The organism is uncultured Oceanisphaera sp., assembly GCF_947495715.1.
Lineage (GTDB): Bacteria > Pseudomonadota > Gammaproteobacteria > Enterobacterales > Aeromonadaceae > Oceanimonas > Oceanimonas sediminis.
In genome coordinates this window covers 96,006-114,340 of the sequence record NZ_CANLZU010000018.1, presented here as the reverse complement: position 1 = coordinate 114,340, position 18,335 = coordinate 96,006, and the positions used below count along the sequence as shown (strand labels likewise).

The 18,335-nt window shown below is 57.4% G+C and carries 17 protein-coding genes; 13 read left to right on the top strand and 4 right to left on the bottom strand.

The window, feature by feature from the left end; translation table 11 throughout:
* Positions 1 to 47 precede the first annotated feature (47 nt).
* Together Q0753_RS12600 and Q0753_RS12595 are read right to left on the bottom strand one after the other, a co-directional pair.
* The gene (locus Q0753_RS12600; protein ID WP_298721490.1) at positions 48 to 452 is read right to left on the bottom strand and encodes a hypothetical protein; all 405 of its coding nucleotides are present in this window, start codon (positions 450 to 452) and stop codon (positions 48 to 50) included.
* Between the two features lie 1,047 nt (positions 453 to 1,499).
* The gene (locus tag Q0753_RS12595) at positions 1,500 to 2,495 is read right to left on the bottom strand and encodes a transposase (protein WP_298721487.1); all 996 of its coding nucleotides are present in this window, start codon (positions 2,493 to 2,495) and stop codon (positions 1,500 to 1,502) included.
* A gap of 551 nt (positions 2,496 to 3,046) precedes the next feature.
* On the opposite strand from Q0753_RS12595, the gene Q0753_RS12590 reads away from it, so the two are divergent.
* Entirely contained in the window at positions 3,047 to 3,502 is a 456-nt protein-coding gene (locus tag Q0753_RS12590; RefSeq protein ID WP_298721484.1) for an aminoacyl-tRNA deacylase, read from the top strand.
* Positions 3,503 to 4,082: 580 nt separating this feature from the next.
* On the opposite strand, the gene Q0753_RS12585 is transcribed toward Q0753_RS12590, so the two are convergent.
* Entirely contained in the window at positions 4,083 to 4,565 is a 483-nt protein-coding gene (locus Q0753_RS12585) for a peptidylprolyl isomerase (RefSeq protein ID WP_298721480.1), read from the bottom strand.
* A gap of 173 nt (positions 4,566 to 4,738) precedes the next feature.
* Here Q0753_RS12585 and Q0753_RS12580 point away from each other — a divergent pair, with 173 nt between their 5' ends.
* The 8 genes from Q0753_RS12580 to phaR are packed head-to-tail and all read left to right on the top strand — an operon-like array spanning position 4,739 to position 11,665.
* Positions 4,739 to 5,398 (top strand): thermostable hemolysin, encoded by a 660-nt coding sequence (locus Q0753_RS12580; protein WP_298721477.1) that lies wholly within the window; start codon positions 4,739 to 4,741, stop codon positions 5,396 to 5,398.
* Entirely contained in the window at positions 5,395 to 6,852 is a 1,458-nt protein-coding gene (locus Q0753_RS12575; protein WP_298721475.1) for an AMP-binding protein, read from the top strand. The genes Q0753_RS12580 and Q0753_RS12575 overlap by 4 nt, the downstream gene beginning before the upstream one ends.
* Positions 6,849 to 7,511, top strand: a complete 663-nt coding sequence (locus tag Q0753_RS12570; RefSeq protein WP_298721472.1) for an iron-containing redox enzyme family protein — start codon at positions 6,849 to 6,851, stop codon at positions 7,509 to 7,511. Before Q0753_RS12575 ends, Q0753_RS12570 begins: the two co-directional genes overlap by 4 nt.
* The gene (locus tag Q0753_RS12565; RefSeq protein ID WP_298721469.1) at positions 7,498 to 8,307 is read left to right on the top strand and encodes an SDR family oxidoreductase; all 810 of its coding nucleotides are present in this window, start codon (positions 7,498 to 7,500) and stop codon (positions 8,305 to 8,307) included. The genes Q0753_RS12570 and Q0753_RS12565 overlap by 14 nt, the downstream gene beginning before the upstream one ends.
* The gene (locus Q0753_RS12560; protein WP_298721467.1) at positions 8,304 to 8,915 is read left to right on the top strand and encodes a tetratricopeptide repeat protein; all 612 of its coding nucleotides are present in this window, start codon (positions 8,304 to 8,306) and stop codon (positions 8,913 to 8,915) included. Before Q0753_RS12565 ends, Q0753_RS12560 begins: the two co-directional genes overlap by 4 nt.
* A gap of 54 nt (positions 8,916 to 8,969) precedes the next feature.
* The gene (locus Q0753_RS12555) at positions 8,970 to 9,635 is read left to right on the top strand and encodes a response regulator (protein ID WP_298721464.1); all 666 of its coding nucleotides are present in this window, start codon (positions 8,970 to 8,972) and stop codon (positions 9,633 to 9,635) included.
* A complete protein-coding gene (locus Q0753_RS12550) occupies positions 9,635 to 11,044 on the top strand; it encodes an ATP-binding protein (RefSeq protein ID WP_298721463.1) in 1,410 nt (469 codons plus the stop codon). The genes Q0753_RS12555 and Q0753_RS12550 overlap by 1 nt, the downstream gene beginning before the upstream one ends.
* A 60-nt stretch (positions 11,045 to 11,104) precedes the next feature.
* Positions 11,105 to 11,665 (top strand): polyhydroxyalkanoate synthesis repressor PhaR, encoded by a 561-nt coding sequence (gene phaR / locus Q0753_RS12545; RefSeq protein ID WP_298721461.1) that lies wholly within the window; start codon positions 11,105 to 11,107, stop codon positions 11,663 to 11,665.
* A gap of 49 nt (positions 11,666 to 11,714) precedes the next feature.
* Here the strand turns inward: phaR and phaP are convergent, their stop codons facing one another.
* Positions 11,715 to 12,365, bottom strand: coding sequence for a TIGR01841 family phasin (phaP, locus tag Q0753_RS12540; RefSeq protein ID WP_298721458.1), 651 nt, complete (start codon positions 12,363 to 12,365; stop codon positions 11,715 to 11,717).
* An 811-nt stretch (positions 12,366 to 13,176) separates the two neighbouring features.
* Between phaP and gcl the strand changes: the two genes are divergently transcribed.
* The 4 genes from gcl to Q0753_RS12520 all read left to right on the top strand — a co-directional run bounded on the left by gcl (position 13,177) and on the right by Q0753_RS12520 (position 18,204).
* Positions 13,177 to 14,952 carry a glyoxylate carboligase gene (gene gcl / locus Q0753_RS12535; protein ID WP_298721454.1) on the top strand — a complete coding sequence of 592 codons (1,776 nt, stop codon included), beginning with the start codon at positions 13,177 to 13,179 and terminating at the stop codon, positions 14,950 to 14,952.
* A gap of 67 nt (positions 14,953 to 15,019) precedes the next feature.
* A complete protein-coding gene (hyi, locus tag Q0753_RS12530) occupies positions 15,020 to 15,802 on the top strand; it encodes a hydroxypyruvate isomerase (protein ID WP_298721451.1) in 783 nt (260 codons plus the stop codon).
* Positions 15,803 to 15,816: 14 nt separating this feature from the next.
* The gene (locus Q0753_RS12525; RefSeq protein ID WP_367179507.1) at positions 15,817 to 16,755 is read left to right on the top strand and encodes a 2-hydroxy-3-oxopropionate reductase; all 939 of its coding nucleotides are present in this window, start codon (positions 15,817 to 15,819) and stop codon (positions 16,753 to 16,755) included.
* Between the two features lie 180 nt (positions 16,756 to 16,935).
* On the top strand, positions 16,936 to 18,204 hold the full coding sequence (locus Q0753_RS12520) for a glycerate kinase (protein WP_298721446.1): 1,269 nt from the start codon (positions 16,936 to 16,938) through the stop codon (positions 18,202 to 18,204).
* Positions 18,205 to 18,335: the final 131 nt, after the last annotated feature.

The following is an 18,335-nucleotide window of genomic DNA, read 5'->3' as shown; positions in this document are numbered from 1 at the left end:
TACTACCTGTCACAACATCGTTTATACAAGCGGATCTTCGGGATTATTTAAGTAATTAAAATGAGGGGATCTCTAAGATTCCAGTCCTCATTATTCAAATGGAATGTGGTTCCAGCTAGGTTTACGCCAGGCCGGAGTACAACTGGTGGATTTTCTAATGTATCGATACGAATAATATTATCGGCTATATCAGCACCTTGGTTGACCACATTACCTTCCAAACCAGAAACCCGAAAATCAAGGTTTTTCTCCTCTATTACACTTAAACCTGAATCACAGTCCCAATCACTCCCATTATACCTGGGTATTTGGGATAAAGTACAAGTTAAGTCACCTAAGTTTTTTGATGCTTTATCTCCAGTGCTAGTTTTTGCAGAGTATGTGTTGGTTGAAAATAAAATGATCAACATCACACCTAACAGGCTAACACTATTAATTTTTAGTTTTCTCATACTCCAGCACTCCTTGTTAACTCTTAACTACGGATTTTAAATAACACCTAAACCTAAAAGCTAAAAACTCATTTAAACTTTAGACTACTCCCAACCAAGTTTATTTATTATGGAACAAGATTATAAACGTAATAAAAATTAAGCCTTGCTACCATTAAGCATCGTTTAGTTTAAATCGCATTACTGATAAAATCAGAGCCGAAACGCGGTTTTATAACAAACAGGGTGACCGCATCTTATACATACGCACTTGTAGTTTGAGGCATTGTTTTCGGGGACTACAGGCTCTAGGTTACCTCCCCCCCCAGGGCAAACGCATGAAGGTTATAACCTTCTTTATAATCAAATACTTAAAAAATAATGCAGCGCGAAAATATTTTTACAAGGCATTGATTTAAAAAGATATAACAAAACTCATGCGTTAGCCCTGCCTCCCCCCCCCCCCCCCCGAAGCAGGCATCCTAAATGTCATAACCGGGTTGCAAGCGTCGACGATTGAAAGAGATAGCTGAGTCACCCTAATTTTACTCAGTTTACAGTCATGTCATAAGTACATGATGCTTCCTCCTTATCCAAGAAAAAATCAACCCCTCCGCGAGTTGATAAGCTACTTTTCGGATGGCTGTTTAAATTGGAGCAGAATCCATGCCATAAGTCATATCGTGTTGATTTGTATTGTGTAGTTTTATTGGCGGGAAGGGAAAGGAAGCGCAGGTTGTAACTTCTGGTTAACGCCACTTTTCATTGAAAACTTAAATTGTTCATTTTATTGAGTAAATTATTCGTGAGCCAGTTACATAAATGATACAGCAAAAAGGCATACAGCCAGCGGCAAGAGGCTGTAAGCCAGGGCAAGATCACGAACGTTTTATAATCACTTTGGGATTTCTAAAGGGCAATTCTTGCTTTTTGCCCATATCTCCCGACTCAAGCGTTTTTTACCGAAGGCAAGCATTCACCTCCACTGAGGAAAGTTGCGCAATCAGGAGTATCTGACAGTAAGCAGGTTGTAGATACCATCTCTCACAACCGGCCTCAAGTCGTTATTTAGATAGCAACTTGAGGCTGATATTCTTGTTGATGTTTGATGACACCGTAACAAACCTGCACCAGCTTGCGCATCGCGGCGCCCAGTGCCTGCATCTTGTTTTTGCCGTTGCCCAGCAAGCGACGTTTTTGATTCTTGATGTCCGGATTATGAGTGCCCGCCGCCACGGTTGCCATGTACAGCTTCGCCCTGATCCTCGCTGGCCCCGTTTTGCTCAGCTTGGTGTGTCCCCTGAAGTTGCCGGACTCTACCTGTTTCGGGATCAGCCCGAGATAGGCCGCCACTTGCTTGGCATTGCGAAATACTTTGGCTGCGAACAGGCAGGTCATTTCCCGTGAGACCACTGGTCCCACGCCCTTGATGCTGTTGAGCAGTTTGCGGTTCTTACGCAAAGGTGGATGGCGATCGATGTGGTCGTCGATTTCCTGCTCCAGCGCGGCGATTTCCTGTTGAAGTGTCGCCAGCATGTCATGGATGGATCTGAGTACCCGAGGCGAGGTATCGACCTGCTCACAGGCCTCCAGGCGGTTCAGTTCGCGCTGGTGGTCTTTTTCCAATGCATCCAGACGCCGCAACAATCCTTTGAGTTGACGGGCTTCAGGCGATTCTGGCTGCCATAAGGTGAGGCTGCCGGAGTACGTCTGAGCCATGCCATAATGGGCCAGCATGATGGCGTCTGATTTATCGGTTTTATGTACCAAGCCAATGGCGTCGGCGTACTTTTTGGCCTTACCTGGATTGGCGATGAACACCTTAAAGCCCTGCTCATGCAGGAAGTAAACCAGGTTCTCGTGATACACCCCGGTGGCTTCCAGAGTGATGAGGATGTTCTGAGGCTCCGTCTGCGTGTTCTTGAGCAGCCAGGCAGCAAGCTTCTCCAGGCTTTGTTTTTGATGCTTGAAGACTTTGGTCTTTACCTTGTTGTTGGCCACATCGCGCAGCCAGCCGATATCGAGTTTATCCTTGCTGACATCAATACCAATATGCGAGTACATCTCTATTGCTTCCCTTGTACATGCAGCCTCACCTACGTATGTTCAGGGGGCTTGGATACCATTTAGTTTGATTGAGAAGTTGAAACCAGGGCCTCATCTACAAAGCAGCATTGAATGCTCAGCTGCCACCCAGGCTCACTGGTTTCAGTATGATGATCTGGTAGCTAACCATCCATCATTGAGAGATACAAGTTGCCACTAAAAGACCGAGCATTAGCTCGGCCTTTAGTTTTTCGACCTCACCGACAACTCCCTACGGATGAGAGTGGCGACTGGGATAACCTCAGCCGACCATCACATGCCATGGCTAACAAAAGCTCCTGCAATGTTGGCATTCCCGCCATCCCTGGCGGTCAGATGGCATGTGTGAGCTTACAAAGATGTACTTGTAGCGTGTCGGTGGGGGCGGCTCTGCTCGGCTCTGCTGTCTCTTTAATACACGGAGTTCAAGGCTTAGTGCTGGTGAGCACCTTCACCGTCGGCACACTTCCGGCGCCCTCCCATAACCTATACTTCAACCGATGTTCCGTATTTGTCGAGGAGGACTTGTTATGCCTGCCCAACGATTGCAGCAGTACCTGGATCAAGAGGGGGTCAAATACCGGGTCATTACCCACTCGCCGGCCTTTACCGCTCAGGATGTGGCCGAGGCCGCCCATGTGCCGGGCAGGGTGATGGCCAAGGTGGTGATGATGACGCTGGATGGTCAGATGGCCATGATAGTGGTGCCCGCCCCCAAGAGAGTCCATACCGACAGCCTGGCCCGATCCCTGTCGGCACAGGAAGTCGCCTTTCTGCATGAAAACGACTTTCGCGAGAAGTTTCCCGACTGCGAAGTCGGTGCCCTGCCCCCCTTCGGCAACCTGTACTCCATTCCGGTATATATAGACACCGAGCTCGCACGCCAGGCAGAAATCGTCTTCAGTGCCGGCAGTTACCGCGAGCTGTTCAGCCTGCCCATGAAAGACTATCTGAGGCTGGTTAAACCCAAACAGTTTACCGGCTAACCCAGGCGTGTACCGCCTCAATAAAAAGGCCGAGCAACAGCTCGGCCTTTTTATTGAGTCTTTTTCTTACGGCTTAAAGCTGGTTTTATACCAATTTGAATAAACATCTGATCATTTTAACCCCGGGATCAAAGGCAACACAGTCGCCTCCCACGACACGCCATAGGTAAATGACACTCACCGTTGCAGCCTACTGCGAACATTCACTGGATGTTCGGTCAGGCTGCAACCGTTCGTCACGGCGAGACAAGCTCGCCCCCTGAGGGCTCGGAAATGCTGTCTGACCGCCATGGAGGGCGGGAATGCTGGAATGGCAGGAGCATTTTCCAGCCATGGCATTTCACGGTCGTGGTAGTCGATCTCTGTTGCCTCTTCTCGAGCATCGAGTTGTCTGTAGACGGCGCTAACAGGCAACGCCGGTGCATCAAGGAGAGCAAAGGGATCTGCTCAGCCGACCATCCGCGCCACGGATGGCGCGGCTGAGCCTCCAGGGAGGGATTCACGGCGAGTCGGCGGAGCGGGCCCTTTGCTCGACTTTTATACAAAAATGAAATAGATCATTTGTTTAGTGGGATTGGTTTTAGTGGTGGTGACCACCTTCACCGTGGGCGTGGCCGTGCTCCAGCTCTTCTTCGGTGGCGGCACGTACGCTGACCACTTCCAGATCAAAATTCAGCGTCAAACCGGCCAAGGGGTGGTTCATGTCCACGTCGGCCATAAACTTGCCGACCTTGGCTACCGTTACCTGGCGCTCGCCCTGCTCGGTGTGCACTGTGGCCATCATGCCCGCTTTCCACTTCTTGGCACCGTGCAGATGCTTGACCGGTACGCGCTGAATCATGTCGTCTTTGCGCTCGCCGTAACCTTCTTCCGGGGTCAGGGTAACGCTGAAGCTTTCGCCTTCTTCTTTACCGGTCAGCGCATTTTCCAGGCCTTCCATCATGCCGTTATGGCCATGCAGGTAGGCCAGCGGCGTGTTGCCGACGTTGGTGTCCAGCACCTGGCCGTCTTCACTTTTCAGGGTGTAGTTGAACTGTACTACGGTGTTGTCTGCAACTTGCATCGGTTATCCCGCCTGTGTTGAAAAAACAGTATCAAAAAATAAGTGGCGCGCATGATAGCAGATACCGGCCCAACACATTCAAGCACTGCCTTTTTTTGCTGCATTTCGCAGCGCTTAAGTCTGGCTTAAGATTGCCCCGTTAAGCTTTCTCATAACGTCCAGAGGAGGCCGTTATGAGTATCGAAATTCGCCCACCCTATACCATGCAGATCGCCACCACGCCCGATCAGGTTACTGCCCTGCAAGCGTTTATCGGCGACGCTTATCTGCGCGAATTCCGCGCCCGCATTCCACATTTTCTGCCGTTGCTGATTGGCCTGTACCGGGCCGACGATACCCTGGTGGCCGCCTGTGGCCTGCAACTGGCCGCCACCGGCCCCCTGTATCTGGAACAGTACCTTGACCTGCCGGCAGAGCAACAGCTGGCCGCCATGCAGGATGAAGCCCCCCGTCGAGATAGCATCGCCGAAATCGGCAACCTGGCCACCAGCGCCCCCGGCAATGGCCGGCTGATGTTCGCCGCCATGTGCCAGCTGCTGTATCAGCAACACATGGAGTGGGTGATGTTTACCGGCACCCGCAAGTTGCGCAACAGCCTGCGCCGCCTGCAACTGAACCCGATCACCCTGGCGGCGGCCTCGCCGGCACGGGTGGGTGATCATGCCGACCACTGGGGCGACTATTACCAGCATCAGCCCATGGTCATGGCCGGCCGGCTGGCCGGCCGGCTGGCCGAAGGGCGCAATATTCTGTCGGCCAACAGCCTGCTGCTGCCGCTGCTCGCGCCCACGCCTTCACTGCACGGCGCCGCCGATGCAAGGGCCTGGCAATGAATTCGCTGTTTCAACGGCTGGCCGAGCTGGCACAAACGCATCCGCACACCCTGGCCCTGAGCGAACCCGATCGTCAACTGCATTACGGCGATCTCTGGCCCGCGCTGCAGCAACAGGCACAACACTTGTCGCAGGCCGGAGTACAACGGCTGGCACTGCAACTGGATAACGGCATCGACTGGGCCTTGCTCGACCTGTCCTGCGCCCTGGCCGGCATAGTGGTGATTCCGGTGCCCGGCTTCTTCAGCGCCGAGCAGCGCCGCTGGCTGCTGGAAAGCAGCGGGGCCGATACCCTGGTCGGCCCCGCCGTCGAGGGCTGGCAACTAAGCACCCTGCTGCCCGGCCTGCCCTGCTGGCAACACCAGCCGGCCGTGGTGCCGCAGCTGCCCGCCGGCACCGCCAAAATCACCTATACCTCGGGCACCACCGGTCAGCCCAAGGGCGTTTGCCTGAGCCTTGAGCAACAGGTCACTACCGCTCAGGCGCTGGCGCAGAGTGTGGCTTCCAGCCGGGTTGAACGGCACATGACACTGCTGCCGCTGGCTACCCTGCTGGAGAATCTGGCCGGTTTGTATGTGCCGCTGTTACTGGGCGCCAACGCCTGTCTGCCCGGCCTGGCCGAAGTAGGGTTCACCGGCTCCAGTCAGCTGGACCCGGCCCGGCTGGCCGCCGCGCTGGCACGCTGGCAGCCCCACAGCCTGGTGCTGGTGCCCGAGCTGCTGCGATTGCTGCTGGCGATCTGTCATCACCAGCCCGAGCTGGCCCACTCGCTGCGGCTGGTGGCGGTGGGCGGCGGCAAGGTGGCCCCCGCATTGCTGCAACAGGCATCGGCCATGGGTATTCCGGCGCACGAAGGTTACGGCCTGTCGGAATGCGGCTCTGTGGTGGCGCTTAACACTCCCGCCGCCAACCGGCCGGGTACCGTGGGTCGCCCGCTGCCTCATCTCAAGGTGCGCATCGCCGACGACGGTGAAATCTGCGTCAGCGGTGCCACCATGCTCGGCTATCTTGGCGGCGCGGCGACCGCCAGCAACCTCACCGCGGAGATCGCCACCGGTGATCTCGGCCGGCTCGACGCCGACGGCTTTCTGCACATCACAGGGCGCAAGAAAAACGTGCAGATCACCGCCTTTGGCCGCAATTTTTCGCCGGAATGGGTCGAGTCAGAAGCCCAGGGCTGCTCTGCCATCGCCCGGCTGGTGATGATGGGTGACGCCCTGCCCGCCAACGTGGCGCTGGTGCAGCCGGTACCCGGGCAGGAAGCGGCGCTGACCGAACAAATTGCCGAACTCAATAACCGCCTGCCCGATTACGCCCGCATTCATCACTGGCTGGTGCCGGAGCCGTCATTGGCCGCCACCGGCCTGCTTACCGCCAATGGTCGCCCCCGACGCGAGCTGATCCGCCAGGCCTTTGCCACTCAAATTCAACACCTCACGGGAGTATCCGCATGAGCTTTTACCTACAGCTGCAGCACAGCACCGCCACCGAACGGGAATACCTGCTCAGCGCCCCCATCATTGCCGCCTGCCAGCGCGGCGACATTGCCCTCAACAGCTACGTCGCCTTTCTTACCCAGGCCTACCATCATGTTCGTCATACGGTGCCGCTGCTAATGGCCTGTGGTGCCCGCCTGCCCGCCAGCCACGAATGGGTGCGCGAGGCGCTGGTGGAATACATAGCAGAGGAAGTTGGCCATCAGGAATGGATACTCAACGACATTAACGCCTGTGGTGCCGATGCCGAGGCGGTGCGCCACGGCCGGCCCGGCGCCGATATCGAGTTGATGGTGGCCTTTCTCTACCACCAGATCGATCGCGGCAACCCCATGGCGCTGTTCGGCATGGTGCAGGTGCTGGAAGGCACCAGCGTGGCCATAGCGCTGACCGTGGCCGAACAACTGCAACGGGGGCTGCACTTGCCGGAACAGGCCATGAGCTACCTCAGCTCGCACGGCGCCCTGGATCAGGAACACCTGCGCTTCTTCGAAAGTTTGATGAACAAGGTCAGCGAGCCGGCCGATCAGGCGGCCATCATTCATGCCGCCCGCATCGTATACCGCCTGTATGGCGACATGCTGCGCGCGCTGGAGGTCGGTGATGGATCTGCGTGATAAAACCGTACTACTGACCGGTGCCAGTGGGGGCATTGGCGCGGCGCTGGCACAAGAGCTGGCCGCCGCCGGTGCCCGGCTGTTGCTGCAGGGCCGGGATCGCACTCGTCTCGACCGGCTGCTGACCAGCCTGCCCGATCCGGGCCGGCACCGCATAGTGGCCGCCGACCTGCTGCGGGTAGATCACAGGCCTGCCCTGCTGCAGGCGGTGCAGAAGGCCGGTGGTCTGGATGTGTTGATCAACAACGCCGGCACCAGTCATTTTGCCTGGCTGGAAGATCAGGGCCAGCAGCAGATAAGCGACCAGCTGGCGCTGAACCTGACCGCGCCCATTCTGCTGACCCGCGAGCTACTGCCCTGGCTGCGACGCCCGGGCCTGGTGATGAACATCGGCTCGGCCTTTGGCGGTATCGGTTATCCCGGTTACAGCGTGTACTGCGCCGGCAAATTCGGCCTGCGCGGCTTTAGCGAGGCGCTGGGCCGGGAGCTGGCCGACAGCCGCATCAAGGTGCTCTACTTTGCCCCTCGCGCGACCCGCACCACCCTCAATTCAAACCGGGTATACGACATGAATCAGGCCCTGAGTAACCACACCGACAGCCCCGAGCGGGTGGCGGCCCAGGCGATGATGGCACTGCAAAAAGAACAGCGGCAACGCTGGCTGGGCTGGCCCGAATGGCTGCTGGTGCGGGTGAACGCCCTGTTCCCCGGCCTGCTGGACCGGGGTCTGGCCAAACAAACCGCCGTGATTGCCCGCTACGCCGAACACCACTGTGACAAGGAAGCAAAATCATGAAAAAAGTCATTTTATTCAGTCTGCTGCTGGCTACCCCTCTGGCGCAGGCCGCCGACCGGCTCGAGCCCATTCAGCAACAGTGGGCACACTGTCAGTATCAGCTGGTGGACGATCGGCGCGAAGACTGTCTGGCCGCGCTCAGCATCAAGGCGGATCTGGCCAGCTCCGCCAACCCCCAGCGCACCGATCTGCTGATTTGGTCGGCCATCGTCAAAAGCACCTGGGCCGGCGCCAGGGGCGGGCTGGGCGCACTCAAGCTGGTGAAGGATGCCAAAAGCCGGCTGGAGCGGGCACTGCAGCAGGATGACAAGGCGCTGGACGGCTCGGCCTATACCAGCCTGGGCTCGCTCTATTATCAGGTACCGGGCTGGCCGGTCGGCTTTGGTGACGACGATCAGGCCGAACAGTTGCTGCGCAAGGCGCTGGTGGTGAACCCCGATGGCATAGACCCCAACTTTTTCTACGGCGATTTTCTGTTGCAGCAGGGCAAGGCCGGCGAGGCGAAGACGTACCTGAACAAGGCGCTGCAAGCCGCTCCGCGCCCCGGTCGGGAACTGGCCGATATGGGTCGACGCAAAGAGATTGAACAGCGCCTTGAGAGCCTATAACGTAGCTGGCCGGGTTGATACTCAAACCACATCACCGGTCGACAGGGAGTCTTGATGCGCGTACTGCTGGTAGAAGATGATTTGATGCTGGGCGATGGCCTGGTCGATGCCCTGCGCGGCAGCGGCTATACCGTCGACTGGCTGACCCGTGGCCTGCCGACGCTGGACGCGCTCAAGAACGAGGAGTTTGCCGCCCTGATCCTGGATCTCAACCTGCCCGATATCGACGGCCAGCAGTTGCTGCTGCGCCTGCGCAAGGCCGGGAACCGGGTGCCGGTGCTGATCCTCACCGCCCGCGACGACCTTAACGACCGGGTACGCGGGCTGGACGGCGGCGCCGATGATTATCTGGTCAAACCCTTCGCCCTGCAGGAACTCAATGCCCGGCTGCGCGCCCTGGTGCGCCGCAGCCAGGGGCAGGCTCAAGCGCGGGTGCAGCACGGTGACATAGAGCTGTGCCCCGACTCTCACCAGGCGAGCTACCGGGGCGAGCCGGTCAAGCTCACCCCCCATGAATACAAGCTGTTGCAGGAGCTGGTGTTCAATGCCGGCCGGGTGTTCAGCAAGGAACAGCTGGAACAGCGGCTGTACGGCTGGGAGCAAACCGCCGGCGGCAATGCGGTAGAGGTGCATATTCACCATCTGCGCAGAAAATTCTATCCGGATTTGATCCGCAATATTCGCGGCGTCGGCTATATCGTCGAACGGCTGGCAACCTGATGCGCTCCATTCGTCGTTTTCTGCTCGCCGGGGTGCTGCTGGTGGTGAGCGTCAGCCTGGGGCTGGCGTCATTGGTTGGCTATCTGGATGCCAGTCACGAGCTGGAAGAGCTGTTCGATGCCCGCCTGGCCCAGTCGGCCCGCATTACCGACCGCCTGCTGAGTGATTATCTGCTGCATGCCGAAACGCTGCCGCCGGCCGGCACCGTTTATGAAGACTGGCACGACGGTCAGACACCCGCCACTCCCGCAGAAGAGCAGGACGAGGAAGCCACCGCCCTCGGCCATGAATACGAAGGCAAGCTGTACTTTCAGTTGCTGGATGCCGGCGGGCATCTGCTGCTGCGCTCGCCGTCGGCACCAAACAACCCCATTACCCGCCCCGCCCCCGGCTTTGCCACCATTGCCTATGGCGACCATCACTGGCGTATCTTTACCCTGCACGACCTGGATACCGACCGCTGGCTGATTGTGGCCGAACGGGACGATGTGCGCGGCGAGCTGGCCAGCAAGCTGGCGCTGCGCGCCATCTTGCCGCCGCTGCTCACCCTGCCGCTGTTGCTGTGGCTGCTGTGGCTGCTGGTGGCGCGCGGCCTGCGCCCGCTGCAACAGCTGACCCGCGCCATCGGCCAGCGCCACCCGGCCAACCTGAGCCCGTTGACCACCGCCGACAAGGTAGTGGAGCTGACCCCGCTGACCGGCGAGCTGAACCGGCTGATGCTGGCCCTGGCCGACACCCTGGCGCGGGAAAAGCAGTTTACCAGCGAGGCGGCCCACGAGCTGAAAACCCCGCTGGCGGTGCTGCGCATTCATATCGAAAATGCCCTGGCCGCCGACTCGCCGCAACTGCAGCAAGGCTCACTGCACAAGGCGCTGAAAGCACTGGCCCGCAGCGACCGCCTGATACAGCAGTTGCTGACCCAGGCCCGGCTCGACAACCAGCAGGCCGCCGAACAAACGCCGCTGGCCCTGCAGCACCTGTTACGCGATACCCTGGCCGAGCTGGCCCCGCTGGCGCTGGAAAAACAGCAGCAACTCGGTCTGTCGGCCGACATCGAGGCGCCCTTTCACGGCCAGCCGGTGCTGCTGGGTTTGCTGTTCGGCAACCTGATCGACAACGCCATTCGCTACACCCCGAACGGGGGCGTGATTGAAGTGAGCCTGGAACGGCTGCCGGAGCAATATCTGGTAACCATTAGCGATAACGGGCCCGGTCTCGACGAGCAGCAGTTGCCGCGGGTGTGGGAGCGTTTTTTTCGCGGCAACCCGCAACAGGGTGACGGTGCCGGGCTGGGGCTGGCCATAGTGCGGCGGGCGGCGGCATTGCACCGGGCCAAAATCGAGCTGGATCGGGCGCCCGCCGGTGGCTTGCGGGCCCGGGTGTATCTGCCGGCGCCGCCATCAAATTGAGCGCTGTGGGCGATTCGGATACACTGCCAGTCAAACCTATCCGCCGAGAAGCAGTGTCGCATGTCAAAATCGCAGGACAGTATCCGCATCATCAAGAAGTACCCCAACCGCCGCCTGTATGACAGCCACACCAGCAGCCACGTCACCCTGGTCGATATTCGTCGACTGGTACAGGAAGAAGAACCCTTTCAGGTAGTGGACGCCAAAAGTGGCGACGACATTACCCGCAGCATTCTGCTGCAGATCATTCAGGAAGCGGAAAGCGACGGCGACCCGATATTTTCCAGCGACATGCTGAAGAACATCATCCGTTTCTACGGCCCTTTTCAGGGGGTGCTGGGCAGCTATCTGGAAGAAAGCATTCAGTCGGTGATCGACATTCAGACCCAGACCGGCGCCCAGTCTTCCCAGGCCTGGACCCAGTTCATGCACAGCCAGGCGCCGATGATGCAGGACATGATGCGCCAGTATGTGGAGCAGTCACGCAACCTCTACCTCAACACCCAGAACATGTTCGGCCTTTTCGGCGGCTTCAACCAGCCCGATAACAAAAGCGACAACACGAACGACGATACCGGGAACGCGGATAATAAAGACGAAAAAAAAGACGATAAGGAGTAATCCTTATCGTCTGAACGAACTAACCGCTGTTATTTGTCGTTATTGTTAATCAGTTAGCCTTGGCTGAACCACGTGCGGTTTTTGCATTGCTGTTAGCGTTGCTGGCGTGCTGCGCAGCAGCATTGGTGGCGGCACTGATGCCTTTTTCGGCGTTTTCAGCAACCTGACGAACCGCTTTCTCCGATTGCTCGGCAGCCTGCTTGACGGCCTTGTCGGCGATGTCGCTGGCATTCTTGGCCGCTTTTTGGGCCTGATCATAGGCTTCGTTGGCACTGGTTACCGCGGTCTTCAGCGCGGTAACGGCAGATTCGGTACCGGCGGGAGCATGGCCTGCCAGCTGATCAATCGCCTGATTCAGCTGCTCGCTACCGGCGGCAATTTGCTGCTCGGTAAACTCGCCTACTTTCTGCTGGGTATCGGTCAGCACGGCCAGCACTTCACGGTTGAAAGACAGTTGACGATCCAGCACGGCGGTCGGGCTGAAGAAGGCGCTTTGCAGCTCGCACAAATCCTTGATGTCACGCACGGCCAGCAGCTTGCCGGCATAGTCAAACTGAGCGGCACCCAGCTCGGTCAGTGAATCCTGCTGCAGCTTGCCCAGCTTGGTGGCGCTGGCGAACAGGTTGTTGGTCAGACCCTGTACCAGGTTCAGGTTGGTTTGCTGGATGTTTTGCAGTTTATCAAAATCGAACAATGACATTTTTTATCTCCTGAAGAATGGAATGGCTCTAGGCCCGGTACGCCAGCAAGAAAAACATCATCACTCCACTTTCTTGGCTTCGGCGCACACCACTAATACTGCACTGCACAAAAGCCGTTTACAAGATCTTTTTTGTGCGCCGCACAATTCAAATTCGTACTCGGTCAAGTCCAGTGCCTGCAGCAAAGCATCGCAGTGACAGATGACCGCAGCATGACAGTAGTTCGGCTATCGCCCTACTCCCACGGCTCTCCTCTTCCCGTCATGTTGCGGCCCAGCCTCAGGTCAACATCAACTACCGGCGCCTGACCCGCACAAGCAGCCAAAAGCGAACTAGACTAAGAAGGCTCGCACTCAACGTATCTTGCGGCATTGCACAAGATTTACGGGGCGTCATTTATATAAAAAACGGGTTAATTGTTCACACAATTGTAATCAAACCTGTACCAAATGTTTGTTTGGTAATATTATTGTTACCATCCGTGCGCCGGTGGTAGCTTCGCTCCCGGCTTCTGCGCTCACCCAGCCACACCCGGAACATCCGTTCCCACGTCGGTAGTGCAGCAATAAACTCCTTTAAAAACAAAAAATAACGACAAAATAGTCAGGTGCGATAACAGGCTGATTCGTTTTAACAATTTCCGTATTGTAAAAATGATTTCCAAAAACATGTTGATCGTCACAGTTTTTTTTGTATCATCAAGCTAAGGGTTACGTGGTTGTTAATCGCCCCACCAAGCGAAACTGCGTGCCGAATATCAGGACAACCAACAACGGTGCCGAGAGCACCTCAGATGAATGGATACCGATTATGGCTAAAATGAAAGCAATCGAGGCAGTCGCCAAAATCCTTGAGCTGGAAGGTGTAACTAAAGCCTTTGGCGTTCCCGGCGCCGCGATCAACCCCTTCTACGCAGCACTGCGTGGCCTGGGTACCATCGAGCACGTACTGGCCCGCCACGTTGAAGGCGCGTCTCACATGGCCGAAGGCTATACCCGTGCCAACCCGGGTAACATCGGTCTGTGTATCGGTACTTCCGGCCCTGCCGGTACCGACATGATCACCGGTCTGTACTCGGCCATGGCTGATTCCATTCCCATTCTGTGCATCACCGGCCAGGCGCCGCGTGCTCGCATGCACAAAGAAGACTTCCAGGCCGTAGACATCGAGTCTATCGCCAAGCCGGTCACCAAGTGGGCCATCACCGTACTGGAGCCGGCTCAGCTGATCGGTACTTTCCAGCAGGCGTTCCACATCATGCGCTCCGGTCGTCCGGGTCCCGTGCTGATCGACATGCCGTTCGACGTGCAGATGGCCGAAATCGAATTCGATGCCGAAGCCTACCAGTCGATGACTGCTTACAAGCCGGCTGCAAACCGCATTCAGATCGAAAAAGCGCTGACCATGCTGAACGAAGCAGACAAGCCGCTGCTGGTTTCCGGTGGTGGTGTTATCAACGCCAACGCCGATGCCATGCTGACCGAGTTTGCCGAACTGGTTAACGTGCCGGTAATCCCGACTCTGATGGGCTGGGGCACCATTCCCGACGATCACGAGCTGATGGCCGGTATGTGTGGTCTGCAGACTTCACACCGCTACGGTAACGCCAACATGCTGGCATCCGATTTCGTACTGGGTCTGGGTAACCGTTTCGCCAACCGCCACACCGGTTCTGTCGATGTTTACACCAAGGGCCGCAAGTTCGTCCACGTAGACATCGAGCCGACTCAGATTGGTCGCGTATTCTGCCCGGATCTGGGTATCGTATCCGACGCCGGCGCCGCTCTGGAGCTGTTCATCGAAGTAGCCAAAGAGTGGAAAGCGGCTGGCAAGCTGAAAGATCGCTCTGCCTGGGTTGCCGAGTGTCAGGAACGCAAGCGCACCATGCAGCGTAAGACCAACTTCGACAACGTGCCGGTTAAACCACAGCGCGTATACCAGGAAATGAACAAGGTCTTTGGCCGCGATACTACCTATGTATCCACCATCGGTTTGTCTCAAATCGCTGCTGCCCAGTTCCTGCACGTGTATAGCGCACGTAACTGGATCAACTGTGGTCAGGCCGGCCCTCTGGGTTGGACTATTCCTGCCGCTCTGGGTGTGTGCGCTGCAGACAAGTCTCGCAACGTAGTAGCCATTTCCGGTGACTACGACTTCCAGTTCATGATCGAAGAACTGGCCGTTGGCGCCCAATTCAAACTGCCGTACATCCACGTACTGGTAAACAACTCCTACTTAGGGTTGATCCGTCAGGCACAGCGCGGCTTCGACATGGACTTCTGTGTTCAGCTGTCGTTCGAAAACATCAACTCTCCCGAGCTGGGCGAGTACGGCGTTGACCACGTGAAAGTGGTTGAAGGCCTGGGCTGTAAAGCCATCCGCGTATTCAAGCCGGAAGAAATCGCTCCTGCCCTGGAACAAGCCAAGAAGCTGATGGCCGAGTTCTCTGTACCGGTAGTGGTTGAAGTTATCCTCGAGCGCGTTACCAACGTCTCTATGGGCGTTGAAATCGACGCCGTCAACGAGTTTGAAGCACTGGCAGAAAAAGGCCTTGACGCCCCGACTGCTATCTCTCTGCTCGACTGATAGTGACATGAAGCCCGGTCGCGCGACCGGGCTTGTTCTTGCCCCCAACTGAACAAAGGACATCGCAATGCCGAAATTAGCTGCCAACCTGTCGATGCTGTTTACCGAAGTCGACTTTCTGGATCGTTTCGACGCCGCCGCCAAAGCCGGCTTCCAGGGTGTTGAATACCTGTTTCCCTATGACTTCTCTGCCGAAGAGATCAAGGCCAAACTGGACGCCAACAGCCTGACTCAGGTGCTGTTCAACCTGCCTGCCGGTGACTGGAACGGTGGTGAGCGCGGTATCGCCTGTCACCCGGATCGGGTAGAAGAATTCCAGGCTGGCGTAGACAAGGCCATTGCATACGCCAAGGTACTGGGCAACACCCAGATTAACTGCCTGGCCGGTATTCAGCCTGCCGGTGTGTCTTACGAAGAAGCGGAAGCGACCTTCGTGGCCAACCTGAAGTTTGCTGCCGACAAGCTGGAAGCCGCGGGCATCAAGCTGATTGCCGAAGCGATCAACACCCGTGACATTCCCGGTTTCTTCCTGAACAACACGCAGCAGGCGCTGGATATCATCGAGAAAGTGGGTTCCGACAACCTGGCTTTCCAGTATGACATCTACCACATGCAGATCATGGAAGGGGACATCATCCCGACCATCGAGAAGAACCTGGGCATCATCAACCACATTCAGCTGGCTGATAACCCGGGCCGTCACGAGCCGGGCACCGGTGAACTGAACTACCACAACATCTTCGCATTCCTGGACAAAGCGGGTTACCAGGGTTGGGTAGGCGCCGAGTACAAGCCGGCCACTACCACCGAAGAAGGTCTGGGCTGGCTGAAGACCCACGGCGTAGTCTGAGTCTCGAACATCTGATTTCTCCTGGCGTCGGTAGTGCCGGCGCCGCAAGACAAGAGGAAAAGAACATGAAAATTGGTTTTATCGGTACCGGTATCATGGGCAAGCCCATGGCTCAGAACCTGCAAAAAGCGGGTCACACCCTGTATTTCTCCGAGCATTACAACAAGGCTCCGGCCGATCTGCTGGGTGAAAACGGCATTGCGCTGGCCACTCCGTCAGCCGTTGCTCAGGAAGCAGAAGTCATCATCACCATGGTGCCTAACACGCCTCAGGTTGAAGATGTACTGTTCGGTGCCAACGGCGTTGCCGAAAGCCTGACCGCCGGCAAGATCGTGATCGACATGTCTTCCATCTCTCCGATCGCCACCAAAGAAATCGCCAAGCGCGTTAACGAAACCGGCGCCGACTACCTGGACGCTCCGGTATCCGGTGGTGAAGTAGGTGCCATCAACGCCGCGCTGACCATCATGGTTGGTGGCGAGCAGTCCGTGTTCGACAAGGTCAAGCCGCTGTTCGACGCCATGGGCAAGAACATCACCCTGGTCGGTGGTAACGGCGACGGTCAAACCACCAAGGTGGCCAACCAGATCATCGTAGCGCTGAACATCGAAGCCGTTGCCGAAGCGCTGGTATTCGCTTCCAAGGCCGGTGCCGATCCTGCCAAGGTGCGTGAAGCACTGATGGGCGGTTTCGCTTCTTCCAAGATCCTGGAAGTACACGGCGAGCGTATGGTCAAGGGTACCTTTGACCCGGGCTTCCGTATTGCCCTGCACCAGAAAGATTTAAACCTGGCTCTGACCGGTGCTCGCGAACTGGGTGTTTCTCTGCCCAACACCGCCGGCGCTCAGGAACTGTTCAATACCTGTAACGCTCTGGGCGGTGCTGGTTGGGATCACTCCGGCATGGTTAAAGCGCTGGAGCACCTGGCCAACCACAACATCCGGGGCGAATAAGCCTGTTACCGATTCGCGACCTTTAGGCTTCGGTCGCGAATCGGTCTGAATCGGGGCAGGCATCGGCAAGCGCAGACTTTCACTCAGGGGGCTTTGTGTTAGTTCTTGATTGCCGATTGTGCTGCCCCACCTCTTTTATCAGCGTAAAATAACGACAGCCGTTTTTTCAGGAGTATTGCAATGGATATCCACCCCAAGGAGTTGTTACAGCAGTTATTCGACAGCGCCGTTGCGGCCGCCCTGCCCAAGGGTAACCTGGCCGAATACCTGCCCAAGGATACTCGTCAAAAAGCCGTTGTCATCGGTGCCGGCAAGGCTGCCGCCTCCATGGCCGCCGAACTGGATGCCATCTGGGAAGGTGAACTGTCCGGTATGGTGGTCACCCGCTACGACCACGGTGCGCCGTGCGAGCGTATCGAAATCATCGAAGCCGCTCACCCGGTACCGGATGATGCCGGTGAGCGCGTGGGTCGTCGCATGCTGGAGCTGGTTTCCGCTCTCGGCGAAGACGATCTGGTGATCTGCCTGCTGTCCGGCGGCGGTTCTTCGTTGCTGAGTCTGCCGGCACCGGGTCTGACCCTGTCCGACAAGCAGTCCATCAACAAGGCGCTGCTCAAGTCCGGTGCCGCCATCGATGAAATGAACTGCGTGCGCAAGCACCTGTCCGGCATCAAGGGTGGCCGCCTGGCCGCCGCCACCTACCCGGCCCGCCTGATTGCCCTCGGCATCTCCGACGTGCCCGGCGACGAGCCGACCGTGATTGCCTCCGGCCCCACCGTGGCGGATCCGACCACTTCGGCCCAGGCTCAGGCCATTCTCGACAGCTACGGCATCGACGTGGGCGAGCATGTGCGCAGCTGGTTGCAGAACCCGGAGTCCGAAACCGTCAAGCCCGGCGACGTACGCCTGAGCAAGGCCGAGTTCCACATGATTGCCACCCCGCAGGATGCACTGGACGCCGCGGCCGCCAAGGCCCGCGAGCTGAACATCACGCCGCTGGTACTGGGTGACTGCATCGAAGGTGAGTCACGCGAGGTGGCCAAGGTACATGCCGCCATCGCCAAGCAGATTCAGAAGTGTGGCCAGCCGATTCCGGCGCCCTGCGTGATTTTGTCCGGCGGTGAAACCACGGTCACCATCAAGGGTAACGGCCGCGGCGGACGCAACAGCGAATTCACCCTGAGCCTGTTCAACGAACTGAAAGGTCGGGCCGGCATTTACGCCCTGGCGGCCGACACCGACGGCATCGACGGTGTGGAAGACAACGCCGGCGCCATGATCACGCCCGAGCTGTTCGCCCGGGCGGAAGCGGCCGGACTGAAAGCCGAAGAGTACCTGGCCAACAACGACAGCTACGCCTTCTTCTCTCAGCTCGATGCGCTGGTAGAAACCGGCCCGACCCGCACCAACGTCAACGACTTCCGCGCCATTCTGGTGTTGCCGAAGTAAGACGACAGCACCGAGCAAGACATTTCATATTCGAGGCCAGCCACCGTGCTGGCCTCGCTTTTTGAATCGGGCTGGTTCACACTCGACAAACGTTGCCGATACAAAACACACTTTTTGCTCGAAGCCTCCCC